This window comes from Formosa sp. F44, assembly GCF_056238645.1.
The window spans coordinates 521215-546125 of the sequence record NZ_JBWDLJ010000002.1 but is presented as its reverse complement, the minus strand read 5'-3'; the positions used below and the strand labels follow the sequence as shown (position 1 = coordinate 546125).

The 24911-nt window shown below is 35.1% G+C and carries 27 protein-coding genes; 15 read left to right on the top strand and 12 right to left on the bottom strand.

Annotated elements, in window-relative coordinates:
* The first annotated feature begins 186 nt into the window (after nucleotides 1-186).
* A complete protein-coding gene (locus AC0UBM_RS07340; protein WP_414035568.1) occupies nucleotides 187-471 on the top strand; it encodes a T9SS type A sorting domain-containing protein in 285 nt (94 codons plus the stop codon).
* 109 nt (nucleotides 472-580) lie between these two features.
* Entirely contained in the window at nucleotides 581-1558 is a 978-nt protein-coding gene (locus AC0UBM_RS07335; RefSeq protein WP_475688513.1) for a LuxE/PaaK family acyltransferase, read from the top strand.
* Between the two features lie 176 nt (nucleotides 1559-1734).
* Here AC0UBM_RS07335 and tyrS read toward each other — a convergent pair whose 3' ends face one another.
* On the bottom strand, nucleotides 1735-3039 hold the full coding sequence (gene tyrS / locus AC0UBM_RS07330; RefSeq protein ID WP_475688186.1) for a tyrosine--tRNA ligase: 1305 nt from the start codon (nucleotides 3037-3039) through the stop codon (nucleotides 1735-1737).
* 85 nt (nucleotides 3040-3124) lie between these two features.
* Between tyrS and AC0UBM_RS07325 the strand changes: the two genes are divergently transcribed.
* Nucleotides 3125-4132, top strand: a complete 1008-nt coding sequence (locus tag AC0UBM_RS07325; RefSeq protein WP_475688185.1) for an NAD-dependent epimerase/dehydratase family protein — start codon at nucleotides 3125-3127, stop codon at nucleotides 4130-4132.
* Here the strand turns inward: AC0UBM_RS07325 and AC0UBM_RS07320 are convergent.
* The 3 genes from AC0UBM_RS07320 to AC0UBM_RS07310 are packed head-to-tail and all read right to left on the bottom strand — an operon-like array spanning nucleotide 4129 to nucleotide 6678.
* A complete protein-coding gene (locus AC0UBM_RS07320) occupies nucleotides 4129-4605 on the bottom strand; it encodes a DUF4296 domain-containing protein (RefSeq protein WP_414035572.1) in 477 nt (158 codons plus the stop codon). The genes AC0UBM_RS07325 and AC0UBM_RS07320 overlap by 4 nt on opposite strands.
* Nucleotides 4602-5948 carry a dihydroorotase gene (locus tag AC0UBM_RS07315; RefSeq protein ID WP_475688184.1) on the bottom strand — a complete coding sequence of 449 codons (1347 nt, stop codon included), beginning with the start codon at nucleotides 5946-5948 and terminating at the stop codon, nucleotides 4602-4604. Before AC0UBM_RS07315 ends, AC0UBM_RS07320 begins: the two co-directional genes overlap by 4 nt.
* 13 nt (nucleotides 5949-5961) lie before the next feature.
* A complete protein-coding gene (locus AC0UBM_RS07310) occupies nucleotides 5962-6678 on the bottom strand; it encodes a polyprenol monophosphomannose synthase (protein WP_475688183.1) in 717 nt (238 codons plus the stop codon).
* Nucleotides 6679-6786: 108 nt separating this feature from the next.
* On the opposite strand from AC0UBM_RS07310, the gene AC0UBM_RS07305 reads away from it, so the two are divergent.
* A complete protein-coding gene (locus AC0UBM_RS07305; protein ID WP_475688182.1) occupies nucleotides 6787-7434 on the top strand; it encodes a DUF4271 domain-containing protein in 648 nt (215 codons plus the stop codon).
* 24 nt (nucleotides 7435-7458) lie between these two features.
* Nucleotides 7459-8208: a uroporphyrinogen-III synthase gene (locus AC0UBM_RS07300; protein ID WP_414035576.1), complete on the top strand. Its 750-nt coding sequence runs from the start codon at nucleotides 7459-7461 to the stop codon at nucleotides 8206-8208.
* An 83-nt stretch (nucleotides 8209-8291) separates the two neighbouring features.
* Here AC0UBM_RS07300 and pckA read toward each other — a convergent pair whose 3' ends face one another.
* Together pckA and AC0UBM_RS07290 are read right to left on the bottom strand one after the other, a co-directional pair.
* Nucleotides 8292-9908, bottom strand: a complete 1617-nt coding sequence (gene pckA, locus AC0UBM_RS07295; protein WP_414035577.1) for a phosphoenolpyruvate carboxykinase (ATP) — start codon at nucleotides 9906-9908, stop codon at nucleotides 8292-8294.
* Between the two features lie 102 nt (nucleotides 9909-10010).
* Nucleotides 10011-10406, bottom strand: a complete 396-nt coding sequence (locus AC0UBM_RS07290) for a DUF423 domain-containing protein (protein WP_434037454.1) — start codon at nucleotides 10404-10406, stop codon at nucleotides 10011-10013.
* 97 nt (nucleotides 10407-10503) lie between these two features.
* Between AC0UBM_RS07290 and AC0UBM_RS07285 the strand changes: the two genes are divergently transcribed.
* From AC0UBM_RS07285 to AC0UBM_RS07275, 3 genes are all read left to right on the top strand, one after another.
* On the top strand, nucleotides 10504-11868 hold the full coding sequence (locus AC0UBM_RS07285; RefSeq protein ID WP_475688181.1) for a saccharopine dehydrogenase family protein: 1365 nt from the start codon (nucleotides 10504-10506) through the stop codon (nucleotides 11866-11868).
* Between the two features lie 65 nt (nucleotides 11869-11933).
* Nucleotides 11934-12404 carry an Lrp/AsnC ligand binding domain-containing protein gene (locus AC0UBM_RS07280; RefSeq protein ID WP_382380374.1) on the top strand — a complete coding sequence of 157 codons (471 nt, stop codon included), beginning with the start codon at nucleotides 11934-11936 and terminating at the stop codon, nucleotides 12402-12404.
* A gap of 99 nt (nucleotides 12405-12503) precedes the next feature.
* Nucleotides 12504-13124 (top strand): superoxide dismutase family protein, encoded by a 621-nt coding sequence (locus AC0UBM_RS07275; protein WP_434037452.1) that lies wholly within the window; start codon nucleotides 12504-12506, stop codon nucleotides 13122-13124.
* A gap of 90 nt (nucleotides 13125-13214) precedes the next feature.
* Here the strand turns inward: AC0UBM_RS07275 and AC0UBM_RS07270 are convergent, their stop codons facing one another.
* The 3 genes from AC0UBM_RS07270 to leuS all read right to left on the bottom strand — a co-directional run bounded on the left by AC0UBM_RS07270 (nucleotide 13215) and on the right by leuS (nucleotide 18172).
* A complete protein-coding gene (locus AC0UBM_RS07270) occupies nucleotides 13215-13910 on the bottom strand; it encodes a zinc metallopeptidase (protein ID WP_475688180.1) in 696 nt (231 codons plus the stop codon).
* An 81-nt stretch (nucleotides 13911-13991) separates the two neighbouring features.
* Nucleotides 13992-15092 carry an alanine dehydrogenase gene (ald, locus tag AC0UBM_RS07265; RefSeq protein WP_475688179.1) on the bottom strand — a complete coding sequence of 367 codons (1101 nt, stop codon included), beginning with the start codon at nucleotides 15090-15092 and terminating at the stop codon, nucleotides 13992-13994.
* Nucleotides 15093-15259: 167 nt separating this feature from the next.
* A complete protein-coding gene (leuS, locus tag AC0UBM_RS07260; RefSeq protein WP_475688178.1) occupies nucleotides 15260-18172 on the bottom strand; it encodes a leucine--tRNA ligase in 2913 nt (970 codons plus the stop codon).
* Between the two features lie 126 nt (nucleotides 18173-18298).
* Between leuS and AC0UBM_RS07255 the strand changes: the two genes are divergently transcribed.
* From AC0UBM_RS07255 to AC0UBM_RS07230, 6 genes are all read left to right on the top strand, one after another.
* Nucleotides 18299-19177, top strand: coding sequence for a cell division protein FtsX (locus AC0UBM_RS07255; protein ID WP_038532271.1), 879 nt, complete (start codon nucleotides 18299-18301; stop codon nucleotides 19175-19177).
* A gap of 4 nt (nucleotides 19178-19181) precedes the next feature.
* Nucleotides 19182-19826 carry a hypothetical protein gene (locus tag AC0UBM_RS07250; protein ID WP_459395821.1) on the top strand — a complete coding sequence of 215 codons (645 nt, stop codon included), beginning with the start codon at nucleotides 19182-19184 and terminating at the stop codon, nucleotides 19824-19826.
* An 83-nt stretch (nucleotides 19827-19909) separates the two neighbouring features.
* Entirely contained in the window at nucleotides 19910-20164 is a 255-nt protein-coding gene (locus AC0UBM_RS07245; RefSeq protein ID WP_414035585.1) for a DUF3098 domain-containing protein, read from the top strand.
* On the top strand, nucleotides 20164-20958 hold the full coding sequence (locus tag AC0UBM_RS07240; protein ID WP_414035586.1) for an undecaprenyl-diphosphate phosphatase: 795 nt from the start codon (nucleotides 20164-20166) through the stop codon (nucleotides 20956-20958). The genes AC0UBM_RS07245 and AC0UBM_RS07240 overlap by 1 nt, the downstream gene beginning before the upstream one ends.
* Nucleotide 20959: 1 nt before the next feature.
* A complete protein-coding gene (truB, locus tag AC0UBM_RS07235) occupies nucleotides 20960-21652 on the top strand; it encodes a tRNA pseudouridine(55) synthase TruB (RefSeq protein WP_475688177.1) in 693 nt (230 codons plus the stop codon).
* Between the two features lie 54 nt (nucleotides 21653-21706).
* Nucleotides 21707-22492: an energy transducer TonB gene (locus tag AC0UBM_RS07230; RefSeq protein WP_475688176.1), complete on the top strand. Its 786-nt coding sequence runs from the start codon at nucleotides 21707-21709 to the stop codon at nucleotides 22490-22492.
* On the opposite strand, the gene AC0UBM_RS07225 is transcribed toward AC0UBM_RS07230, so the two are convergent.
* Nucleotides 22489-23109: a thioredoxin family protein gene (locus AC0UBM_RS07225; RefSeq protein WP_475688175.1), complete on the bottom strand. Its 621-nt coding sequence runs from the start codon at nucleotides 23107-23109 to the stop codon at nucleotides 22489-22491. The genes AC0UBM_RS07230 and AC0UBM_RS07225 overlap by 4 nt on opposite strands.
* A 96-nt stretch (nucleotides 23110-23205) precedes the next feature.
* Between AC0UBM_RS07225 and AC0UBM_RS07220 the strand changes: the two genes are divergently transcribed.
* On the top strand, nucleotides 23206-23769 hold the full coding sequence (locus AC0UBM_RS07220) for a DNA-3-methyladenine glycosylase I (RefSeq protein ID WP_414035590.1): 564 nt from the start codon (nucleotides 23206-23208) through the stop codon (nucleotides 23767-23769).
* 6 nt (nucleotides 23770-23775) lie between these two features.
* Here AC0UBM_RS07220 and aat read toward each other — a convergent pair whose 3' ends face one another.
* Both aat and AC0UBM_RS07210 read right to left on the bottom strand, forming a co-directional pair.
* Entirely contained in the window at nucleotides 23776-24399 is a 624-nt protein-coding gene (gene aat / locus AC0UBM_RS07215) for a leucyl/phenylalanyl-tRNA--protein transferase (protein ID WP_475688174.1), read from the bottom strand.
* Between the two features lie 100 nt (nucleotides 24400-24499).
* Complete coding sequence (locus AC0UBM_RS07210) at nucleotides 24500-24874, bottom strand: DUF3127 domain-containing protein (RefSeq protein WP_414035592.1); 375 nt, start codon at nucleotides 24872-24874, stop codon at nucleotides 24500-24502.
* Nucleotides 24875-24911 lie beyond the last annotated feature (37 nt).

Below are 24911 nucleotides of genomic sequence, written 5' to 3'. Positions count from 1 at the left end.
AACAATTCTTTTAATAACAATAACGTAACCTGAATCTTACACTGTAATAATCTGGAGCACGTAAAACTACAGTTTAATATTTTTAGGCATAGATTTTGATTCCGTTTTTTCGTATATTTACATAATATTTAGATTTTTATGGTAAAAAACTACTTACTTACTTTTTTATTTTTTTCTCTGTTTTTTATGATATCGCATGATATACAGGCACAGGCTGTAAACGCAGATACTACTCAAAACATAGAGGACCTTTCTATTTACCCTAATCCTGTAAGTAATGGTAAGTTATATATTGTAACTAAGAAGAACCTTACCAAAGACATTGAGATTTTTAATGTTTTAGGAAAATCTATTTTACAAACCACGCTTTTTGGTAAAGAAATGAATATCTCTAAATTAAATGCAGGGATTTACATTATCAAGATTAAAGAAAACAACATTTCTACAACTCGAAAACTTGTAGTACGATAAAATTACAGTTTTCACAAAATTGTATCGAAACCTATATTAAAAGCATTGCTATTGGCAATGCTTTTTTATTTTAACTATTTTTGCTCTTGTTTTCACTACATAAACTATGATGGATACTCAGGATATTTTTAATATTAAAACAGAAGCTCAATTTAATGAACAAGCATTAAATGTGTTTAAATTTCAGTTTAAGAATAACCGAACCTACAGGTCGTTTTGCGACTTGCTTTACATTCACCCTAGCGATATAAAACACTATAAAGACATTCCGTTTTTACCCATCGAATTTTTTAAAACCAGAGACATTTTAAGTTCTACAGAAGCCGTACAATGTACATTTTCTAGTAGCGGTACTACGGGAAGTGTGACTAGTAAACATTTAGTTACCGATACGTCTATTTACGAAGACAGTTTTAGAAAAGGATTTGCACAAGCTTACGGTGATATTAAAGATTATGTGGTTCTGGCCTTGTTGCCTTCTTATTTAGAACGCAATGGCTCCTCTTTAATTTATATGGTTAACGATATGATTAACCAATCTGAACACCCAGAAAGTGGCTTTTATTTGAATAATTTATCGGAATTAAAATCGAAGTTAATTGAATTAGACTCCAGCGGACAAAAGGTACTATTAATTGGGGTATCTTTTGCGTTGTTAGATTTAGTTGAAGCCCATCAGTTTCAATTAAAACATACCATTATTATGGAAACAGGAGGTATGAAAGGGCGACGAAAAGAACTGATTAGAACAGAATTACACGATATTTTAAAAGCTGGTTTTGGGGTTAATGACATCCATAGTGAATATGGCATGACAGAACTTTTAAGCCAAGGTTATTCTAAAGGTCATGGCGTGTTTAACTGTCCGCCATGGATGAAAATTTTAACACGAGATCCAGAAGATGCACTTACCATACAAACAGACGGTAAAACAGGAGGAATAAATGTAATTGATTTGGCAAATGTAAATTCTTGTGCCTTTATAGCGACTCAAGATTTAGGAAAAATTACGGGAGATAATGCTTTTGAAGTGATTGGCCGTTTTGACAACTCTGATATTCGAGGATGTAATTTAATGGCGCTTTAAGCTATTATTTTAGTCCTTAATACTTTAACACATTTTTCACAAAATAGCCTGAAAGTTTATTGAAATAACAACGACTATTATAATACTTCGGAGCTTTCGTAGTAAAGCGAAGATAGTTTTTAATGGTTAGTTGGTTTTTTGAAGCCGGATTATTTTATAATCCGGCTTCATTATTTTTAAACCACTTTTATAATATACGTATTACGCTTCCCTTTATTAATAATGATATAACTATCGTTTATTAAATCGTCTGCGCTAATTTTATAATCTTCTTTTACTTTTTCTTTATTTACCGAAACTGCATTTTCTTTTAGCGCACGTCTAGCTTCACTATTAGAGGCTAAGAAATTTGTTTTTGCAGCAAGTACAGCTATCATATCGATGTCTTCAAGATCGGCTTTTGCTATTTCTGCCATTGGCACACCTTCAAACACGTCTAAAAATGTTTTCTCGTCTAAGGTTTTAATATCCGCTTTAAATGATTTTGAGAATAAGATATTCGATGCTTTTTCAGCATTTTCAAACTCCTCTTTAGAGTGTACAAATGTGGTTAACTCTTCGGCTAATTTCTTTTGTAACAATCTTAAATGTGGTGTTTCCTTGTGCTCAGCAATTAAAGCTTCGATAGTCGCTTTATCTAAAAATGTAAATATTTTTATATACTTTTCAGCATCTTCATCCGTGGTATTCAACCAGAATTGGTAGAATTTGTAAACCGAAGTTTTATCGGCATCTAACCACACATTTCCGCCTTCACTTTTTCCAAATTTAGAACCGTCTGCTTTTGTAATTAACGGACACGTCATGGCGTATGCTTTGGCTTCTACACCAGGATTCATACGTCTTACCAATTCGGTTCCTGTTGTAATATTTCCCCATTGGTCGCTACCTCCCATTTGTAATAAACAGTTGTGGTGTTTATGTAAATGATAAAAATCGTAACCTTGAATTAATTGGTAAGTAAATTCTGTAAACGACATCCCGATGCTTCCTTCTTCCCCAGAAAAACGCTTCTTTACCGAGTCTTTCGCCATCATGTAGTTTACGGTAATACGTTTACCAACATCACGTGCAAAATCGATAAAAGAGAAATCTTTCATCCAGTCGTAATTATTTACAAGAACTGGCGCATTTTCAGCAGTTGAATCGAAATTTAAAAATCGAGATAATACACTTTTAATTCCCGCGACATTCTTTGCTAAAGCCTCTTCGTCTAACAAATTACGCTCGTCGCTTTTCCCTGAAGGATCACCAATCATTCCGGTTGCTCCACCTACTAAAGCCATAGGTTTATGACCCGCTTTTTCTAAATGAACCAAAATAATAATTGGGACTAAACTTCCAATATGTAAAGAATCTGAAGTAGGATCGAAGCCAATATAGGCTGTTGTCATTTCTTTATTTAATTGATCTTCGGTTCCAGGCATGATATCATGCACAAGACCTCTCCATGTTAATTCTTCAACAAAATTTCCAGTCATTAGTTCTAAATTTTAATAATCTCCTGCAAAGATAAAAATCGTGGTATAATTACCCCTATATTAAATAATTCTTTACCTTAGTTTTATGATTTTAGTTACAGGAGGCACAGGACTTGTTGGTTCACATCTACTTTACAGATTAGCAAGCAACAACGATAAAATAAGAGCAATTTACAGATCGGAGCAAAAACTTGATATTGTAAAAAAAGTCTTTTCCTATTATACAGATCAGGTAGATCCGCTTTTTAATCGCATTGAATGGGTACACGCCGACCTGCTAAACATTCCAGATTTAACCGAAGCTTTTAAAGGCATTACCCACGTGTATCACAGTGCCGCTTTGGTATCTTTCGAGCCTAACAAATACTATCTTTTAAAGCAGACCAACACTCTAGGCACAGCGAACATAGTAAATTTATGTTTATCGCATAACGTTAAAAAACTATGTTATGTAAGTTCTGTAGCAACTTTAGGTAAATCGTTAGGGAATGCTCCTATTACAGAAGACACCTTTTGGAATCCTGAAGAAGATAACAATGTGTATGCGATTACTAAATATGGCGCAGAAATGGAAGTTTGGCGTGGTACTCAGGAAGGATTAGATGCCGTTATTGTAAACCCTGGTGTTATTTTAGGAAGTGGCATTTGGGACCATGGCACAGGGCATTTATTTAACCGTGTATTTATGGGTTCTAAATACTACACCAATGGAGTTACAGGTTTTGTTGCTGTTATGGATGTAGTAGAGATCATGATTTTACTCATGAATTCTGAAATAAAAAATGAAAACTATATTTTGGTTTCAGAGCATTGGAGTTACAAACAATTTCTACAAAGTATGGCAACACATTTAGGGGTAAGTTTACCAAATAAAGAGGTACAACCTTGGCAAGCAGAACTCGCGTGGAGGTTAGATTGGTTACGCCACAAATTAACCGGACACGACCGATTTTTAAGTAAACAATTGGCACAAACAATAAATTCGAAGTCCGATTATAGCAACGAAAAAATCACCTCGCTATTACATTACAATTGGACGCCTATAGAAGCTTGTATACAGACCATCTCAAAACATTATAAAAGCGATAATTAATCCTTTTTTTTCGACGTACTTAAACTATCTAACACAGCCATTTGTTCTGCCCTTTCTTTTTTAAGCTTAAGGGAGTCTACGGGTTTTGAGACCGAATCTTTAATACTTTTCTTTACCTCTTCTACCTTTTCATTTTCAAGCGTATACTTGTCTTTTAGCTTTGTTAAGCTATCGTTCACAATTTGATAAATACCTTCATACTCTTTCATATAATAAGAATAATATTCACTACTCTTTACAAGCTGAAGACTATCAATATTGTATTTATCGTAGATGAGGGTTTCTAAAGAAATGTTATTTTTTTCCAACACATGCCTATCCACTCCTCTACTCGAAGTTAACAAACTCATATCTATAATAATATTCACCATCTTATCTTTAGGAATCAGATCTTCTGGTGGCTCTGGTTTATTAACTTGATGACAAGCAGTTACACTTACAAGTACAAAAAATAGTCCTATTAAACGGTTCATCGGTTAAAAGTTAAACGTTTTGCTGCTTTAACATCATTAAATTTAAAATTCTGATATACTAATTCACCATTTAAAAAGGTGTGCGTTATACGAGATTTAAAAGTTGTCCCTTCAAAAGGAGACCACTGACATTTATATAAAATATTTTCTTTGTTTACCGTCCATGGATTATTTAAATCGACTAAAACTAAATCGGCATAATACCCTACTTTTATAAATCCGCGTTTTTCAACTTGAAATAAAATGGCTGGATTATGACTCATTTTCTCCACCACTTTTTCTATTGAAATTTTACCACGATGATGCATTTCTAACATGGCAGGCAATGCATGTTGTACTAATGGACCTCCAGACGGTGCTTGGGTGTAAATATTTTGTTTTTCTTCTAACGTATGCGGTGCATGGTCGGTTGCGACAACATCTATACGTCCATCTAATAATGCTTTCCAAAGCTGATCTTGATCCTTTTCTGTTTTAACAGCAGGGTTCCATTTTATAAAGGTTCCCTTTTTCTCGTAATCGGCATCGGTAAACCATAAATGATGAATACAAACTTCGGCAGTAATTTTCTTATCCTTTAAAGGAATTTTGTTCGAAAACAGATGAGTTTCTTTTCCTGTAGATAGATGAAACACGTGTAAACGCGCCCCTGTTTTCTTTGCTAATTCTATTGCTTTAGAAGACGATAAATAACACGCTTCTTCACTTCTAATTTCTGGATGATATTTAACTGGAATATCATCGCCATATTTTTCTTTATATGCTTCTAAATTGGCACTAATAGTTGCTTCGTCTTCGCAATGCACGGCGATTAACATGTCTACCTTAGAAAATATCTCTTCTAAAACTTTTGGGTTATCTACCAACATATTTCCGGTAGACGATCCTAAGAATAGTTTTAAAGCGGCTACAGTTTTGGTATCTACTTTTAAAATTTCCTCTAAATTATCGTTTGTACCACCAAACATAAACGAATAATTGGCATAAGAAGTTTCGGCAGCAATTGCGAATTTCTCTTCCAGTTTCTCTATAGTTGTTGTTTGCGGTATAGTATTAGGCATTTCTATAAACGACGTAATACCTCCAGCAATTGCGGCTCTAGATTCGGTTTCTATATTTGCTTTTTCAGTGAGTCCAGGTTCTCTAAAATGGACTTGATCGTCTATTACACCAGGTAACACATATTTTCCTTCTGCATCAAAAACTTGTACATTAGAAGATTTTGCACTTATAGATTCTCCAACTTCTTTAATCAAATCGCCTTCAATTAAAATATCGCCTTCAAAAATACTACCTTCATTTACAATCTTAGCATTCTTAATTAGTACTTGTTTTGGTTGCATAATGTTACTGTCTTTAAAATATACTTTTCAATTTCATTGTAATTACTCCAAAAATGGCTTCTGAAATAATCCCTGAACTTAATTTAGATTCCCCTTTTGTCCTGTCGGTAAAAATAACAGGAACTTCTTCAATTTTAAACTTTTTAATGTACGCTTTAAATTTCATTTCAATTTGGAAGGCATACCCCACAAACTTAATTTTATCTAAATCTATAGTTTCTAACACCTCACGTTTATAACATACAAAACCTGCTGTGGTATCGTGAATATTCATTCCTGTAATTACCCGCACATATTTAGATGCCATATAAGACATTAATACCCGATTCATAGGCCAATTTACTACGTTCACGCCTTTTACATAGCGCGATCCGATAGATAAATCTGCACCTTCGTTAGTACAAGCGTTATATAAACGCACTAAATCTATTGGATTATGAGAAAAATCGGCATCCATTTCAAAGATAAATTGGTAGTTCTGTTTTAAACACCATTTAAATCCATGAATATAAGCGGTTCCTAAACCAGATTTGCCTTGCCTGATTTCTAAAAATAAACGCCCAGGAAACTCATGTTGTAATTCTTTTACTTTTTGAGCAGTTAAATCTGGCGAATTATCGTCGACAACCAGAACATCAAATTCCTTTTCTTGAGAAAACACAGCCCTGATTATGGCTTCGATATTTTCAATCTCGTTATATGTAGGGATAATGACTATAGAGTCTCTCACTTAAAATTGCTATTAAGTTTACAAATGTACATTATTTCACAATTTCTTTTTTTTAAATATTACTTAATAATTGAATGTGGCTACAATTATTTTAAATAATTTTGGCAGATGCTTCGAGAAGTTACATATAACGAAATGTTTACCATATTAATAATGGTTGGACTAATAGCTATCACTATTGCTAAAGTCGCATTTACAAACAGATTTAACGATTTTGCTGGTATTTTAACACGTTCAAAATATTTAAATATTTATTCTCGCGATCAAAAACTATTAGATTGGTTTGATGCCTTACTCTTTTTAAATTTTATTATTTCGACGGCCATTTTTATTTTTATTTGCTTTAAAGCTTTAAGTGATCAAATTAAAGTAGGGCCAGATATTCTGCCAAGATTTATTTTAGGTATTGGCGTGTTTTTAATTATAAAAGCACTTTTTGAACGTCTTGTGGCAAATCTTTTTAATATAGATGATATTATAGATAATTATATCTTCCAGAAAACGAGTTACAAAAACTTCTTCGGAATCTTACTTATCCCCGTTAATGCGTTTTTAATCTACGGTTTAACGCCTTCAAAAACAATTTTATATATTATTCTACCTATTTTATGGATGGTTCTTATGGTAAGTTTGGGCACATCATTAAAACGTTATCAAAAATTAATAAAACCGAACCTTTTTTATTTTATTTTGTATCTTTGCACTCTCGAAATCGCCCCCTATGTATTTTTGTACAAATTTGTTACACTTTACTAGAGGTCATCTTAATTAAAAGTGCATATGAAAGTGAAAACAATTTTAGTCTCTCAACCAGAACCTAAAATAGAAAATTCCCCATATTTTGATCTTCAAGAAAAGCAAAAAGTAAAAATTGATTTCCGTCCTTTTATTCATGTTGAAGGATTACCTGCAAAAGAAATTAGACAGCAAAAAGTAGACCTTAACAACTACACTGCCATTATTTTAACGAGCCGTAATGCGGTAGATCACTTTTTTAGAGTTGCTGAAGAAATGCGTTTTAAAGTTCCAGATTCTTTGAAATATTTCTGTCAATCTGAAGCAGTCGCATATTATCTTCAAAAATACGTGGTCTATAGAAAACGAAAAATTTACGTTGGGAAGCGTACTTTTTCAGAATTAACGCCTTTAATTAAAAAATATAAAGACGAAAAATTCTTACTTCCAGCTTCGGATAAATTGAAAAATGAAATCCCTGAAATCTTAAATGGTTTAAGCATTAACTGGAAAGAAGCTGTATTTTACAGAACGGTTATTAGTGACTTATCAGATTTAGCCGATGTATCTTACGATGTGTTAGTATTTTTCAGCCCATCAGGAATTGAATCTTTATTTCATAACTTCCCAGACTTTAAGCAAAACGATACAAGAATTGCTGTATTTGGAAACACTACGGTTAAAGCTGTTGAAGAAAAAGGGTTAAGAGTAGATATATCTGCACCAACACCAGAAACACCATCTATGACTATGGCTTTAGACAAATATATTGACAAAGCAAATAAAGGAAAGTAGATTGATTTAATATTATATATAAAAAGGCGATTCTGTTAAAGAATCGCCTTTTTTTGGTTTAATACCTATAGGTTTATATACATTTAAGGATTGTAACGTTGTGGGCCTCCTCGTCTTATTTCTTCGCTAGCTATACTCTCAAACTGTTCGAAATTTTTTCTAAATGCATTCGATAGTTTAAAAGCTGTTGTGTAGTAAGCCTCGTCGTCGTTCCAAGTTGCTCTCGGACTTAAAACCGATGTTGGTACTCCTGGACAAGTTCTTGGTTGCGCTACTCCAAACACAGAGTGAATATGGTAATCGTGGTGGTTATATAATCCCAAATCGCCGTTTAGCACTGCATTAATCATGGCACGCGTATATTTTAATTTCATTCGTGTACCAACGCCATAGACACCACCAGTCCAACCCGTGTTAATTAGCCAAACATTTACGCCAGCGTCTTTCATTTTCTTACTTAACATTTCTGCATATTTTGCAGGATGCAATGGCATAAATGGTGCTCCAAAACACGCCGAGAATGATGGTACAGGCTCTTTAACACCTGCTTCTGTACCAGCAACCTTTGCCGTATACCCAGATATAAAATGATACGCAGCTTGGGCTGGTGTTAATTTAGATATTGGAGGAATAACTCCAAAAGCATCTGCCGTTAAGAAAAATATATTCTTAGGGTTTTTACCAATAGAAGGTACTTGTATATTGTCTATAAAATTAATCGGGTAACTCACTCGCGTATTTTGAGTAATAGATGTATCCTCAAAATCTACATGCCCTTCTTTATCTAATATTACATTTTCAAGAATAGCACCTCTCTTAATCGCATTATAAATATCAGGTTCATTTTCTTTACATAAATTAATCACTTTTGCATAGCAACCACCTTCAAAATTAAAAACTGTATTCTCGTTGGTCCACCCGTGTTCATCGTCTCCAATTAATTTACGGTTCGGATCTGCAGAAAGCGTTGTTTTTCCCGTACCTGAAAGTCCGAAGAAAATAGCTGTATCGCCTTGTTCTCCAACATTTGCACTACAGTGCATTGGCAACGTTTTTTTAAAGACAGGAAGAATAAAGTTTAAGGCTGAAAAAATTCCTTTTTTAATTTCTCCAGTATATCCTGTTCCCCCTATTAATGCAATTTTTCTAGTAAAATCTAATATGGCAAAGTTGTGCTGGCGTGTACCATCTTCGTCTGGAACGGCCATAAATTTAGGCGCACAGACTATAGTCCACTCAGGTTCAAAATTCTCTAATTCTAATTCTGTTGGTCTTAAAAACATATTATGTGCAAACATATTGCTCCAAGGCAACTCTGTAATTACACGAATGTTTAACTTGTAATTTGGATCGGCGCAAGCATAGCTATCTCTAACAAATACTTCTTTTCCGGATAAATAGTTTACAACCTTGTCGTATAACGCTTTAAAATCTTCAGATTTAAAAGGAATATTCACATCGCCCCACCAAACCAGATCTTTAGTAATATCGTCTTTCACTATAAACCGATCTTTAGGAGATCGTCCAGTAAATTCGCCTGTATTAACCGCTAAGGCTCCAGAAGAAGATTCTACACCTAAGCCCCTTTCAATAGTTAAATCATGTAATTCGTCTGAGGATAATTGATACTGTACTTCAGCATTTTTGATTCCGTAAGATTCTAACGAAATCGATTTCGTAATTTGAATGTTATCTGCCATAATAATACTAATTTTGCTGTACAAATATGTAAATTTTATTTTAGAACCCTATCAAAAAATTTACATATTTACACAAATTAACTTGAGTTAAATATTATATTCTTAATTATCACCACTTTTAAGTCCTAAAAATGACAATATCATAATTACCCAGCCTACAATCATTAACAATCCTCCTATTGGAGTTATCCAGCCAATGCTTTTAAAATTGAATCCTGTAAGGTCATTGGTGGCTAAACCGTAAATTGATCCAGAAAACAAAATAACACCTGCCAAAACGAGATAAAAAATCACCGCCTTTTTAGCACTCGGAATTAAAGTTGTACTTCCCACAAATAACAGGAATAAAGCGTGATACATCTGGTAACGTACTCCTGTTTCGAAAGTTTGTATAGATTCTGCCGAAATTAAAGGCTTCAATCCATGTGCTGCGAAAGCACCAATAACCACACTTAACAGTCCGAGAACACCTCCAGTAATCACAATTTTTTTATTCATATAAATCCAATTTTAGAAGAATCCGCACTTACTATTTAGTACATTTATAGATCATATCACTTTTTGCTTATTATAAAACTAGTAAACTCAAACCGTTATGCGACATATTCTAATTATTGGTTCAGGCAAATCGACATCTTATTTAATCTGGTATTTATTAGACAAATCTGAAGCCGAAAACATCCATTTAACAATTGCTGATATTACTATAGATTATGCTAAAAAACGAACTAAAAACCATGCTAATGTTTCTACTATAAAGTTCGACATTTTTGACGACATTACCCGTAAAAAACTGATTAAAAATGCAGATATTATTATCTCCATGCTCCCTGCAAGATTCCACATTAAAGTCGCAAAAGATTGCCTGAAATTTGGTAAAAACTTAATTACAGCATCCTACATTAGCGACGAACTTCAAGCACTAAATGACGCTGTAACTGAAAAGGGACTAATCTTTATGAATGAAATTGGAGTAGACCCTGGTATTGACCACATGAGTGCCATGCAGGTTATAAATCGTATTCGCTCTAAAGGTGGAAAAATGATACTATTTGAATCGTTTACAGGTGGTTTAGTAGCCCCGGAACACGACACCAACTTATGGAATTACAAATTCACTTGGAATCCTAGAAATGTTGTGGTCTCTGGTCAGGGAGGAACAGCAAAATTTCTGCAAGAAAACACCTATAAATACATTCCATATCATCGCTTATTTAGACGCACAGAATTTTTAGAAATAGATGGTTATGGGCAATTTGAGGCTTATGCCAATCGCGATTCCTTAAAATACCAAAGTGTTTATGGTCTGGATAATATAAAAACGTTATATCGGGGCACCATGCGACGCGTTGGCTTTAGTCGAGCATGGAATATGTTCGTGCAATTGGGAATGACAGACGACAGTTATATTATGGAAGACAGCGAACACTTAAGCTATCGCGACTTTGTAAATGCATTTTTACCATATAGCCCCTCAGATTCGGTTGAAATAAAATTTAGACATCAATTAAAAATTGACCAAGATGATGTGGTTTGGAACAAATTTTTAGAATTAGACCTCTTTAATCCGCATAAAAAAGCGAACCTGAAACAAGCCTCTCCTGCGCAGATATTACAACACATCTTAACACAGTCTTGGACATTAAACAAAGCCGACAAAGACATGATTGTGATGTATCATAAATTCGGATACGAATTAAACGGTAAAAATCATCAAATAGATGCGACTATGGTTACAAAAGGAGAGGATCAAGTTTACACAGCCATGGCAAAAACCGTAGGACTGCCTGTAGCCATTGCCACCTTAGCCATTTTAAATAAACAAATCACTACTGCAGGTGTGCAACGTCCTATTACAAAAGAAGTCTACACTCCTATTTTAAAAGAATTAGAAAACTTCGATATAAAGTTCACTGAGAAAGAAGTACCTTACCTAGGTTACAATCCCTTAACTTTATAAACAATAAGCTTCCGGATTAAAACCCTTTTACTACTTTTATATGCAATTATAGAACATAAACCATTATGAAAGTTAGTAACCAGAATATTGAAATTGACGGAATTGATAAAGAAATTCTTCGTGCTTTAATGCAAGATGCGAGAACACCCATTTTAGAAATTGCAAGAGGTGTAGGTATTTCTGGAGCGGCCATCCATCAGCGTTTACGTAAACTAGAAAAAAGCGGACTTATTTCTGGCTCTAAATTTACTATAAACCCAAAGATTTTAGGATACACAACCATGGCTTTCATTGGTATTTACTTAGATAAAGCCATGAGCAATCCAGAAGCAGTGAAACAACTAAGAAAAATCCCTGAAGTTATCGAATGCCATTATACAACAGGAAACTGGAGTATTTTTATTAAAATTCTCTGTCGTGATAACGAACATTTAATGCAACTCTTAAACAAGGACATTCAATCTATTTCCGGTGTTTCAAGAACAGAAACTTTTATTTCCCTACAACAACAAATAGACAGACAAATTCCGATATAACAAAATTGGCTTTGATTTGAGTTAATTTTATATGTAATTCCATTAATCGCTTTAGTGCTGATGTTATAATTTCGTCGTAAACAATTAAAAATCAACATCATGAAATTACACAAAACACTATTAATTGCTATGTGCGTTATAGGTCTTGCATCTTGCGAGAATAAAAAGAAGGACAATAATTCTATGTCTAACCCAACGCACACTCCCGACAAAGAAAGCGTTATAGAAAATGCTGAAAACGCGAAAGATGCATCTACCGATAATGCCATTCAGATACAGGTGACTATGGAAGCAAAAAGCGATAGTAAAGTATCGGGAAATATCGTTTTTACACAAGTAGATGATACTGTAAAAATGTTAGGTGAATTAGAAGGCTTAAAACCAAACACAGAACACGCCATCCATTTACACGAAACTGCAGATTGCTCGGCTCACGATGCTAAATCTTCTGGCGGACATTGGAATCCAACCGATTCTAAACATGGAAAATGGGGTGATGCAGAAGGTTACCACCGTGGAGATATAGGTAATTTTACAACCGATGAAAATGGAAATGCGACTGTAACTTTTGAAACTGATCAATGGTGTTTAAATTGCGAAGACGAAACTAAGACCATTGTAGGTCGCGGAATTATTATCCATGAAGGTACAGACGACTTTACCACACAACCTACAGGAGATGCTGGAAAACGTATTGCTTGTGGTGCCATTAATAGATAATACTATCTATTAATTAAACATCATTTTAATACATTAAAAAAGGGTCTGATTTTATAAAATCTGACCCTTTTTTTATATTTAAATTTGTTCTTAGTTTCTATTTCCTAAAATTTGTAAAGCCCAATACAATAATGAAGCTAAGGCACCAATGGCAGCCACTAAATAGGTTCTTGCAGCCCATTTTAAAGCATCTTCAGCACCATCGTATTCATTAGGCGCTAACATGTTCTTATTTTTTAACCAAGCTAACGCACGGTTACTCGCATCGTATTCTACTGGTAAAGTTATAAAACTAAACAGCGTGGCCATTCCCATCATTAATAAACCTAAAACGGAAACCCAGAATCCCAAACCGGCTCCAGCAGCAGCTCCTAACATTAAACCTCCAATAACTAACCATTGCGACATTTTAGACGATACACTAACCACAGGCACTAACTGCGAACGTAAGGTTAACCAACTATACGTTTGTGCGTGTTGCACTGCGTGTCCGCATTCGTGAGCAGCCACGGCCGCAGCCGCTGCATTAGCCTCCATATATACCGATTCACTTAAGTTTACCGTTTTATTTCTCGGATCGTAGTGATCGGTTAATCGCCCTGGAGTAGATAACACCTTTACATCGCGAATACCGTTATCGGATAGCATTTTTTCTGCAATCTCCTTTCCCGTCATTCCATTACGTAAATGCACTTTAGAATAGGTCTTAAATTTAGACTTAAGCTTGTTACTAACCAACCAGCTCACTAAAGCAATGGCACCAATAAGTATATAATAATTGAACATCTTCTTAATTTTTAAAAAGTTAAATTTAATATATTATATCAAATAATGCGCCAAATACATATTAAGAAATTTTGTCAGCTATTAAACCTGTTTCACTCCCCAGTCAAAAGCATCGTTTATTTCGTTATAAACAATCTCTCCACCAACAATGTTTAATCCTTTTTGAAGCGCTGTATCCTCAGCACAAGCCTCGGCCCAACCTTTATTTGCTAGTTTTAAAACATACGGCAAAGTAACATTTGTTAACGCTAAAGTAGATGTATAAGGTACTGCTCCTGGCATATTAGCAACACAATAGTGTACAATATCATCAATAATAAACGTAGGGTTTTCATGCGTAGTGGCTTTAGTAGTCTCTATACATCCACCTTGATCTACGGCTACATCTACCAATACCGTTCCCGGACGCATTAATTTTAGCATATCTCGGGTGATTAATTTTGGAGCTTTCCCTCCTTTTAATAAAACACCTCCAATAATTAAATCGTGCGTTTGTATATGTTTTCTAATATTATAAACACTAGAATATTCTGTAACAACGTGGCTAGGCATAATATCATTCACATAACGTAAACGTTTCATATTCACATCCATAATGGTAACATGTGCACCTAAACCTGCAGCCATTTTTGCTGCTTGTACTCCAACAACACCTGCCCCTAAAATCAATACTTTTCCTGGAGAAACTCCCGGAACTCCACCTAAAAGAATCCCTCTACCTTTAATAGGTTTTTCTAAATATTTTGCACCTTGCTGTATGGCCATTCTACCAGCAACCTCAGACATTGGTGTTAATAAAGGTAAGGTTCCATCATCATCTTCTACGGTTTCGTAGGCAATACAAACCGCATTGCTTTTTAACATCGCTAAGGTTAATGCTTCGCTAGATGCAAAATGAAAATAAGTAAACACAATCTGTTGTGGCTGAATTAAAGCATATTCTTCCTCTATGGGTTCCTTTACTTTTACAATCATATCGCTAGATTTGTAAACCTCTTGAATGGTCTCCAAAATGATAGCACCAACCTCTTGATAGATGTCATCAAAAAACCCACTGCCTTCCCCAGCTGTAGATTGCACATAAACCGTGTGCCCTAGATTAACCAATTCGTAAACTCCGGCTGGCGTCATACCAACACGATTTTCATTATTCTTAATTTCTTTTGGAATACCTATTTTCATGATAATATATTTTATCAGTCAAATTTCGTATTTTTTAACGACACCCCGTAAAAAAATAGGGGTCAGGTAGCAAAAATTACACTTTCACTACACTAACCCCTTAAAAAATATAGGCTATAGAAATTTAATTCAATTTCTATACCACTTTCACAATTTTACAACTGTTTTTATCCTACAATGTTAATAATCTTTCCTGGTACAACAATTACCTTTTTAGGTGTGCGTCCTTGTAATTGCTCTTGGGTTTTTTCGTGAGCCATAACTATCTCCTCGATTTCATCCTTTTTTAAGTCTAGAGACAATTCTAAAGTAAAACGTGTTTTTCCGTTGAAAGAAATTGGATACACTTTACTGCTCTCTACTAAATGACTCCCGTCAAATTCTGGGAACGGTGCTTCAGAAATAGATTCCGTATTTCCTAACTTGCTCCATAATTCTTCTGCAATATGCGGTGCATAAGGCGACAACAAAACTAAGAACGGTTCTAATACCGCTTTACTCTCACATTTTTGTGCGTTGAATTCGTTTACAGCAATCATAAAGGTAGATACCGAAGTATTAAAAGAGAAATTCTCGATGTCTTCTTGTACCTTTTTAATGGTTTTATGAAGCGTTTTTAAATTGTCTTTTGTTGGTTCTGCATCGGTAACTCCAAATCCTCGTTTAACAGCTTTAAAAGCTGAATATTCTCCTTCCTTATTTGGGTCATGAAGATAGTGCTCTGGATTATCGTTATTAAGATCTTCCCCTTGATGATATAATTTCCATAATTTTTTAAGAAAACCATGTACTCCTGTAATTCCTGCTGTATTCCACGGTTTCGCCTGCTCTAACGGCCCTAAGAACATTTCGTATAAACGCAAACTGTCTGCACCGTATTCTGCACAAATCTGATCTGGATTAACGACGTTGTATTTAGATTTCGACATTTTTTCGACCTCACGACCTACTTTATACACACCATCTTCTAAAATAAATTCGGCATCTTTAAAATCTTCTCCAAACTCGCCATCAGTTTTTAATCCTTCAATATCTAATTCATCTGAAGCATTTACATACTGAACTTTTACGTGAATAGGCGTCACCTTTTTACCTTCAATCAAACCATGAGAAAGATAAGTATATGTTCCTTCTTCACGATACACAAAAGCACTAGTTCCCAAAATCATGCCTTGGTTAATCAGCTTTTTAAAAGGCTCTTCAATATTTACAAATCCGCGGTCTTTTAGGAATTTCACCCAAAAACGAGAATATAATAAATGGCCTGTTGCATGTTCGCTACCACCAATATATAAATCGACACTTTCCCAATAGTTAAGCGCATCTTCGCTAGCAAAGGCATCGCCTCGTTTTGAAGCCTCTTCCATATAACGGAAGAAATACCAAGAGCTTCCCGCCCAACCTGGCATAGTGTTTAACTCTAATGGAAATACAGTGGTATGGTTTATCTTTTCGTTGCTAACAACGGTATGTGTTTCTGTACACCAAGCCCAAACATCGGCACGACCTAAAGGTGGCTCTCCGGTTTCGGTTGGTAAATATTTTTCTACTTCTGGCAAACGAATTGGTAAATGTTCAGTTGCAATCATTTGTGGTTTTCCATTTACGTAATACACCGGAAATGGTTCTCCCCAATACCGCTGACGACTAAATACGGCATCGCGTAAACGGTAGTTTGTTTTTCCTTCACCTTGTCCGATTGCTTCCAAGGCTTCAATGGCTTTTGGAGTCGCTTCTTTATAAGACAAACCGTTTAAGAAGTCGCTATTTGTAAGTTTAGTATTTCCTTTTTCAGCGAACGCTTCTTCAGAAATATCTACACCTTCAAAAATATTTGGGATAGCAATATCAAAGTGTTTTGCGAAATCGTAATCGCGTTGGTCACCACAAGGCACCGCCATAACAGCTCCTGTTCCATAGCTTGCCAATACGTAATCTCCAATCCAAATCGCAACAGGTTCCTTAGTAAAAGGATGCTCTGCATACGCTCCCGTGAACACACCAGAAATGGTTTTTACATCGGCCATACGCTCACGTTCACTACGTTTTGCCGTTTTCTCGATATACGCTTCAACGTCTCCTTTTTGAGCATCAGTAGTAATTTTCGATACTAATTCGTGTTCCGGTGCAAGGGTCATGAAACTTACTCCGAAAATAGTATCAGGACGAGTAGTAAATACATCAATTTTATCGTCGTGCCCTTTTACATTAAACGTTACCGAAGCACCAACAGATTTTCCAATCCAGTTACGCTGACTTTCTTTCAACGAATCCGTCCAGTCGATATCATTTAAACCCTGAAGCAAACGCTCTGCATAAGCAGAAATACGCATACTCCATTGTGTCATTTTCTTTCTAATTACTGGATAGCCACCGCGTTCGGATACGCCGTTAACAATCTCGTCGTTTGCTAAAACAGTTCCTAATTCTGGACACCAGTTTACTTCGGTTTCAGCCAAATACGTTAAACGGTATTGTAATAAAACAGCTTGTTTTTGTTCTATAGAAAATCCGTTCCATTCCTCAGCAGTAAACGGTACGATATTATCGTCGCAAACCGCATTTACAGATGCGTTTCCTTCTTTAGAAAACACGGCTTCTAAAGTTGAAATATCTTCAGCTTTAGCGGTATCGTTATTAAACCAAGAATTAAACAATTGCACAAAAATCCATTGTGTCCATTTATAATATTCCGGATTCGACGTACGCACTTCACGAGACCAGTCGAAAGAAAATCCGATTTGGTCTAATTGACGACGGTAGGTGGCGATATTTGTTTCGGTAGTAATAGCAGGATGCTGACCCGTTTGAATCGCATATTGTTCTGCCGGCAAACCAAAACTATCGTATCCTTGCGGATGCAACACATTAAATCCTTTATGGCGCTTGTAACGTGCATAAATATCTGAAGCAATATATCCTAACGGATGCCCAACGTGTAATCCTGCTCCAGACGGATAAGGAAACATATCGAGTATGTAGTATTTAGGTTTTTCAGATTGATTTTTGGCCTCGAACGTTTTGTGTTCTGCCCAATATTTTTGCCACTTGGCTTCTATGTCGTTAAAATGGTATTGCATATTGTCGTATTCCGCTTAATAAAGGCGCAAATTTAAGGTTATTATAACAATGTTGAAAGTTTAAACGTTGTTATCCTAAAGGAAATAGATTTCTTTTATATTTTTACAAACAAATTTACGCCTTATATGAGCTCATCTTTTGAAAGTTATCAAAAACGCCGATTAATATCGTCTTATTTCTCTGTGGTCTTGAGTATTGCTTTAGTATTATTCTTACTTGGTTTACTAGGCATGCTCGTGCTTAACACCAAGAAAGTTGCCGACCATTTTAAAGAACAAGTGGTGGTTACTATCTATTTAAAAGATTCGGCAAAAGAAGTTGAAACCAAACAACTTGAAAAAAGCTTATCGATGGCCGAATACGTAAAGACAACCGAGTATGTTTCTAAGGAACAAGCAGCCGAATTTATGAAGGCTGAAAACGGTGAAGATTTCATGAATTTCTTAGGTTTTAATCCGCTTCAAAATTCTATCGATGTGCATTTAAAAGCAGACTTTGTAACGTCTGAACATTTAAAAACCATATCTGACGAAGCTTTAGCAAAAACGTTTGTGGAAGAAGTGCGTTACGACAACGATTTGGTAAACCTTATGAACGAAAACGTAAAGCGCATTAGCTTCTGGATTTTAGTCATTAGCGGTATATTTACATTAATAGCCGTGCTACTTATAAATAGCTCAATCCGACTTTCTGTATACTCTAAACGATTCACGATAAAAACCATGCAAATGGTAGGCGCAACCAAGCATTTTATTAGAAGACCTTTTGTTTGGAAAAGTGTAAAATTAGGTATTATTGGTGCTATTATAGCTTTAATTGGAATGGCTATTGTATTCTATTATTTAAATGAAACATTCCCGGATTTACAATTATTAAACAATCCGATTTTAGTTGGAGGCCTATTTGTAACCATCTTTATTTTAGGAATATTAATCACCTGGATTAGTACGTTTATTGCCACGCAACGCTTCCTAAATTTAAAAACCGACCAATTATACTATTAACATTATGATGAAATCTATTTGCTTATCACTGCTTTTTTTGTGCGTAATTAGCTGTAAAAAAGAGGTTAAAAACTTACCTGAAGATTTTGATTTTGGTGATACAAAAGACAACACATATACTAATGCTTATTTTGGATTGACTTTTAATTATCCTGAAGCATGGTATCAGCAATCTAAACACGACATTAAAGCGATTACCGATAAAGGTGAAAAGTATTTAGCACGCGAAAACACCAAAATGGGGTCTATTTTAAAGGCTTCACAAATTAATACGGCCTATTTATTTTCACTTTTTAAATATCCGGTAAAAGAACCTCAAGGCTACAATGCGTCTTTAAGTGTGATTGCAGAAAATGTAGGTGGAAACCCTAAAATTACTCGTGGTCGCGATTATTTGTTTAATTCTAGAGAGTTACTAAAAGAAACGCCTGCTGGTTTTGAATTTGAAGAAGACTTTGACACTAAAACATTAGGAGGTAAAACTTTTGATGTAATGCGTGCAAAAGCAACTTTTGGTGGCTATCCAGTGAACCAAGAATTTTACAGCATCGTGCGTTATGGCTTCAGCTTATCGTTTATATTATCGTACACCAACGAAGAAGAAAAAGCAGTGCTACACGAGATTATAGACTCGATAGACTTAGAGTAATTTTAAGTAAGCTTTAAGGATTCTTTTTAAATAAAACCGTTAATTTGCAGTGCTTTCAAAGCTAATGCATTATTAAAATAAACATGGGAGAACAAAAAAACAAAGACCTAAGTAAAGGGGAGTTTATCTTCGGAAAAAAAAATTATAAGTTTATGCTTATCGGACTTGGCGTAATTGCGTTAGGTTTTATATTAATGTCTGGAGGCGGTAGTGACGACCCGAATGTATTTAGTCCAGATATTTTTAGTTTCAGAAGAATTCGATTGGCTCCAACCTTAGTTTTAATAGGATTTGGAATTCAGATTTATGCTATACTTTTAAATCCGAATAAAAAATAATGGAAACTATTGATGCTATTATCCTCGGGGCAATCCAAGGACTTACAGAATTTTTACCTGTATCGTCTAGTGGCCATTTAGAAATAGGAAAAGCCATTTTAGGCGACCATTCTGTACCCGAAGAAAGCTTACTTTTTACTGTAGTGCTTCACTTTGCAACCGCATTAAGTACCATTGTTATTTTTAGAAAAGATATCTTAGACCTTATAAAAGGGGCCTTAAAATTCGAGTGGAATGAAGATTTACAATTTGTTTCTAAAATTGTTTTATCTATGATTCCCGCCGTTTTTGTTGGTTTATTTTTCGAAGAACAATTAGAATCACTCTTTGGAGGAAACCTACTGTTGGTAGGCGCTATGCTTATTGTAACAGCTGTTTTGCTATTCCTTGCAGATAAAGCAAAAGACACAGGAAAACCGGTAACGTTTAAAAATGCATTTATTATAGGAGTTTCTCAAGCCATTGCCATGTTGCCCGGAATTTCAAGATCTGGAGCCACAATTTCGACTTCGGTTTTACTTGGAAATGATAAAACTAAAGCGGCTCGTTTTTCATTTTTAATGGTTGTTCCTTTAATTTTCGGAAAAATAGCTAAAGACATTTTAGGAGGCGAATTAAATTTCGACAGCACAAACATCACAGCGCTTTCTGCTGGATTTATTACGGCTTTTATTTGTGGTCTTTTCGCTTGTACTTGGATGATTTCTTTAGTTAAAAAAAGTAAGCTATCTTATTTCGCTATTTATTGTGCCATTGTTGGTTGTGTTGCCATTGGTTATACCGTTTTAAATTAATATGAAGACATTAGACGATTACCAAGCTGGACAAGTCCTATTAATAGACAAACCTTTACATTGGACTTCTTTTCAGGCCGTAAACAAACTGCGTTGGGAAATCCGACAAGCCTTTAATATAAAGAAAATAAAAGTGGGTCATGCCGGAACGCTCGATCCTTTAGCTACTGGCCTTTTAGTGATTTGCACGGGTAAAATGACCAAGCAAATAGACACCTTCCAGGGGCAAATTAAAGAATATACAGGAACCATAGTTTTAGGAGGTACTACACCGTCTTTCGATTTAGAAACCGAAATTAATGAAACATATCCTACAGCTCATATTACCCCGGAATTAATCCACGAAACCACCAAACAGTTTATTGGAGACATTGAACAATATCCACCGGTGTTTTCGGCTATAAAAAAAGATGGTAAGCGCTTGTATGAATTTGCTCGCGCTGGTGAAGACGTTGAAATAAAACCAAGAACCATCCATATTGCGGCATTTGAAATCACTAGCATTATTGAAAATAACGTCGAATTTAGAGTTGTTTGCAGTAAAGGAACTTACATACGCTCTTTAGCAAACGATTTTGGTAAGGCTTTAGGTTCTGGAGGACACTTATCTGTTTTACGTCGTACTAAAATTGGCGATTTTAATGTTGATAATGCATTAAGTCCTGAACAGTTTATAGAGCAATTAAAAGGCTAAACCTTCGGGAAACTCGTATATTAGTTTTGATTTCACCCCAAAAATTGCACTTTTTTGAAATTAATCGATAAACATAAAGCAGCACTAATTACAGCTCTTATTGCGGGAATTGTATTGCTTACCATGTTTAATATGCATTTAACGCAACACGACACTTTAATTTCCGAAACCTATTACACCATGCCATCTGAAGAAGAAACAGCCAAGGCATTGGAACAAAAACAACTTGAGGAGCAAGCCTTACAAGCTAAGGCAGAAACCAACAAAGGTTTTAATGCCTCGCAAGATAACAAGCATTTTGCAAAGGCTTACACGCCTATAGCACCTCCCAAAGAATACGATAAGTCTAGATTTACACAGACAGAAGATCTTACAGAAACTCAAGAGCCAACAGAGGAAACCAACTCAGCTTCTGAATCGAGCAGTATAGATGCAGACGAAATATCGTCTTTTAATAGCGTAAATAGCATTTTAAACGCGACCGCTCGAAATAAGAGTAAAGCAAACGCGTCGAACGGAAATAGTACTAGTGGTAAAATAGCGATAAATACGTCTGTAAATAAAAATAGTAGTATGCATTATTCTCTTAAAGACAGAACACATGTGTATTTACCAACGCCTATTTATTTATGTGAAGCTAGCGGTAAAGTGGTTATAAATATTACTGTAAATACTACGGGAGATGTTGTAGATACCTATGTAAATACATCCTCGACGACTAAAAACGAGTGCTTAATTGACAGTGCTTTGGAGTACGCCAAAAAAGCACGTTTTAGTACAGATGCCTCGAAACCGTCACAGATTGGCTCGATTACATTTTATTTTGAAGGCAAAAATTAAACCCCTAATAATTCTAATAAATCGGAAATGGTACTTTGACCTTTATCTAGGTTATACCATGTTTGTAAAGATTCCTTAAATTCTGGAGTTAACACACCATGTTCGGCTTTATATTCGGCTACAAATTTTGTGGCCACAGTTGGTCTTGGTCCAAAGGTATTAACTACTTCGCCAGTTGTATTGTCTATCATAATTAACTTCGGAATAGATTTTCCACCGTTTGTTAAAAACATAGCCATTAAGTCGTCATTAGTATCTCGAAGCACAACTTGTAAGTCTATATTTTCGTTTAATGTTGCAACCTTATTCATTATAGGTAAAACGTGAGCGGCGTCTCCACACCAGCTTTCGGCAATAACCAACCACGTAATATCACCCTTAAAATTTTGTATCGCTTCTGTAGCTTGCTCAGACACTTTAAGTGTTTTGTCCCAACGTTTCATACGGCTTTCATTCACCTTTGTATATCCTACCAAAGCTTCGGTTTGCTCGATACCTGTTGTTCCTCCTGATTTAGATAAATCTTTTACTAAAATTCTAAAATCCTGATAAGACATGGCGTTATCTAAACCTTTTCTAACGACCTCATTTTTAACTATACTGCGTGTAACTTCCATAAAATTCTTTGTTTTACCCTACAAATTTAATTTATAAATATCTTTTTTAAGGTAACTGTTGTTACATTAGTAGCTATTAATTAAAAACCTTACAAGATGGAAAAGCACAGATGCGGCTGGTGTAAAAATGATGATTTATATGAAGCCTATCACGACCAAGAATGGGGCGTTCCAGTAAAAGATGATGCCACACTCTTCGAATTTTTAATTCTTGAAACGTTTCAAGCGGGTTTAAGTTGGATTACAATTCTTAGAAAACGAGAACATTTTAGAAAGGCATTCGATAATTTCGATTATAAAAAAATAGCTAAATACTCACAAACTAAAATGGACGATTTGGCTCAAGATGCTGGAATTGTTAGAAATAAACTCAAAATAAAAGCCACGGTTACTAATGCGCAGGCCTTTATTAAAATTCAAGAAGAATTTGGAAGTTTTAGTACCTACATTTGGAGTTTTGTAGATGGCACTCCGATTAAAAATAAAGTTAAACATTATAAAGAAGCTCCTGCAAACACGCCTTTAAGTGATGCTTTAAGTAAGGATTTAAAGAAACGAGGTTTTAAATTTGTAGGCTCTACTGTTGTATATGCACATATGCAAGCTACAGGAATGGTTAACGACCACGAAGTAAATTGTTTTCGTTACAATGAAGTTTAAGTATGGTTACAAATATTTTAAATACGCCTCTCTAGAAATTGAACACCCCCCGAGACTTTCTAAATGGTGGGTGTGGATTTGGCAATCAATAATCTTATAATTGGTATTTTGCACAAAGGTTATAAATGCCGCTTTACTAGCGTTACTCACTTTAGAAAACATACTTTCGCCACAAAACACATCGTTACCTAAATCTAGGCCATAAAACCCACCAACGAGCTCTTCATTTTCCCAAACTTCAATAGACTTTGCAAATCCCATAAGATGCAATTCTATATAGGCCTCGGTCATGTTTTTTGTAATCCATGTACCCGTCTGCCCGTTACGTTTAATATGTGCACATGCTTCTATTACCTCCGGAAAAGCCTGATTTATAGTCACCGTAAAATTACAGTTTCGAAGCACCTGCTTCATACTTTTAGAAATTTTCAATTCTTCTGGAAACAATACAAAACGCGGATCTGGACACCACCAAAGTATGGCATTATCGTCTTCAAACCACGGAAAAATACCACGTTTATAGGCTAGTAACAAACGCTTTGGAGACAAATCGCCACCCACAGCAACAATTCCCTCTCGGGTTGCGTACTTGACATCCGGAAACTCTATTTTAGAATTTAAAAATTTCATTCTTCTAATTTAAAAAAAGAATTGATATAAAATAAAAAAACCCCAATATCGTAAGATATTGAGGTTAATCACACTTTGAATTAGTCATAGTATACCTTTACTAGAAAGGTAAATCGTCGTGGTCATCTTCTTTTAAACTAGAAGCTGGCTCGAAAGCATCTGCTGGAGGTCCTTGAGGCACTGCACCTGAAGCACTATCTTGTACCGCTTCAATTCTCCATCCTTGAATTGAGTTAAAATACTTAGTTTCTCCTTGTGGATTCACCCAGTCTCTTCCTCTTAAATTAATACTCACTTTTACGTTTTGTCCTACTTGGTAACTGTTTAGTAAATCTGTTTTATCTTGAACAAATTCTACTAATATATGTTGAGGATATTGTTCTTCTGTTGTAACTACCAACTCTCTTTTTCTGAACCCGTTACTCCCGAAGGTTTGGGTTTCTCCTATCATTTTTACTTTTCCTTGTACTTCCATTACATTAAATTTCTATTAAAAAAACTCTCTTTATATT

Excerpts from the sequence above, each read along its gene's own strand:
- leuS (WP_475688178.1), bottom strand. The coding sequence starts at position 18,172 with ATGCAATACCATTTTAACGACATAGAAGCCAAGTGGCAAAAATATTGG.
- pckA (WP_414035577.1), bottom strand. The coding sequence starts at position 9,908 with ATGGCAGATAACATTCAAATTACGAAATCGATTTCGTTAGAATCTTAC.
- truB (WP_475688177.1), top strand. The coding sequence starts at position 20,960 with ATGAAGACATTAGACGATTACCAAGCTGGACAAGTCCTATTAATAGAC.
- AC0UBM_RS07340 (WP_414035568.1), top strand. The coding sequence starts at position 187 with ATGATATCGCATGATATACAGGCACAGGCTGTAAACGCAGATACTACT.
- AC0UBM_RS07280 (WP_382380374.1), top strand. The coding sequence starts at position 11,934 with ATGAAAGTTAGTAACCAGAATATTGAAATTGACGGAATTGATAAAGAA.
- AC0UBM_RS07305 (WP_475688182.1), top strand. The coding sequence starts at position 6,787 with ATGCTTCGAGAAGTTACATATAACGAAATGTTTACCATATTAATAATG.
- AC0UBM_RS07300 (WP_414035576.1), top strand. The coding sequence starts at position 7,459 with ATGAAAGTGAAAACAATTTTAGTCTCTCAACCAGAACCTAAAATAGAA.
- AC0UBM_RS07320 (WP_414035572.1), bottom strand. The coding sequence starts at position 4,605 with ATGAACCGTTTAATAGGACTATTTTTTGTACTTGTAAGTGTAACTGCT.
- AC0UBM_RS07255 (WP_038532271.1), top strand. The coding sequence starts at position 18,299 with ATGAGCTCATCTTTTGAAAGTTATCAAAAACGCCGATTAATATCGTCT.
- AC0UBM_RS07225 (WP_475688175.1), bottom strand. The coding sequence starts at position 23,109 with ATGGAAGTTACACGCAGTATAGTTAAAAATGAGGTCGTTAGAAAAGGT.
- aat (WP_475688174.1), bottom strand. The coding sequence starts at position 24,399 with ATGAAATTTTTAAATTCTAAAATAGAGTTTCCGGATGTCAAGTACGCA.
- AC0UBM_RS07315 (WP_475688184.1), bottom strand. The coding sequence starts at position 5,948 with ATGCAACCAAAACAAGTACTAATTAAGAATGCTAAGATTGTAAATGAA.
- ald (WP_475688179.1), bottom strand. The coding sequence starts at position 15,092 with ATGAAAATAGGTATTCCAAAAGAAATTAAGAATAATGAAAATCGTGTT.
- AC0UBM_RS07220 (WP_414035590.1), top strand. The coding sequence starts at position 23,206 with ATGGAAAAGCACAGATGCGGCTGGTGTAAAAATGATGATTTATATGAA.
- AC0UBM_RS07285 (WP_475688181.1), top strand. The coding sequence starts at position 10,504 with ATGCGACATATTCTAATTATTGGTTCAGGCAAATCGACATCTTATTTA.
- AC0UBM_RS07240 (WP_414035586.1), top strand. The coding sequence starts at position 20,164 with ATGGAAACTATTGATGCTATTATCCTCGGGGCAATCCAAGGACTTACA.
- AC0UBM_RS07325 (WP_475688185.1), top strand. The coding sequence starts at position 3,125 with ATGATTTTAGTTACAGGAGGCACAGGACTTGTTGGTTCACATCTACTT.
- AC0UBM_RS07210 (WP_414035592.1), bottom strand. The coding sequence starts at position 24,874 with ATGGAAGTACAAGGAAAAGTAAAAATGATAGGAGAAACCCAAACCTTC.
- AC0UBM_RS07275 (WP_434037452.1), top strand. The coding sequence starts at position 12,504 with ATGAAATTACACAAAACACTATTAATTGCTATGTGCGTTATAGGTCTT.
- AC0UBM_RS07245 (WP_414035585.1), top strand. The coding sequence starts at position 19,910 with ATGGGAGAACAAAAAAACAAAGACCTAAGTAAAGGGGAGTTTATCTTC.
- tyrS (WP_475688186.1), bottom strand. The coding sequence starts at position 3,039 with ATGACTGGAAATTTTGTTGAAGAATTAACATGGAGAGGTCTTGTGCAT.
- AC0UBM_RS07335 (WP_475688513.1), top strand. The coding sequence starts at position 581 with ATGGATACTCAGGATATTTTTAATATTAAAACAGAAGCTCAATTTAAT.
- AC0UBM_RS07270 (WP_475688180.1), bottom strand. The coding sequence starts at position 13,910 with ATGTTCAATTATTATATACTTATTGGTGCCATTGCTTTAGTGAGCTGG.
- AC0UBM_RS07250 (WP_459395821.1), top strand. The coding sequence starts at position 19,182 with ATGATGAAATCTATTTGCTTATCACTGCTTTTTTTGTGCGTAATTAGC.
- AC0UBM_RS07290 (WP_434037454.1), bottom strand. The coding sequence starts at position 10,406 with ATGAATAAAAAAATTGTGATTACTGGAGGTGTTCTCGGACTGTTAAGT.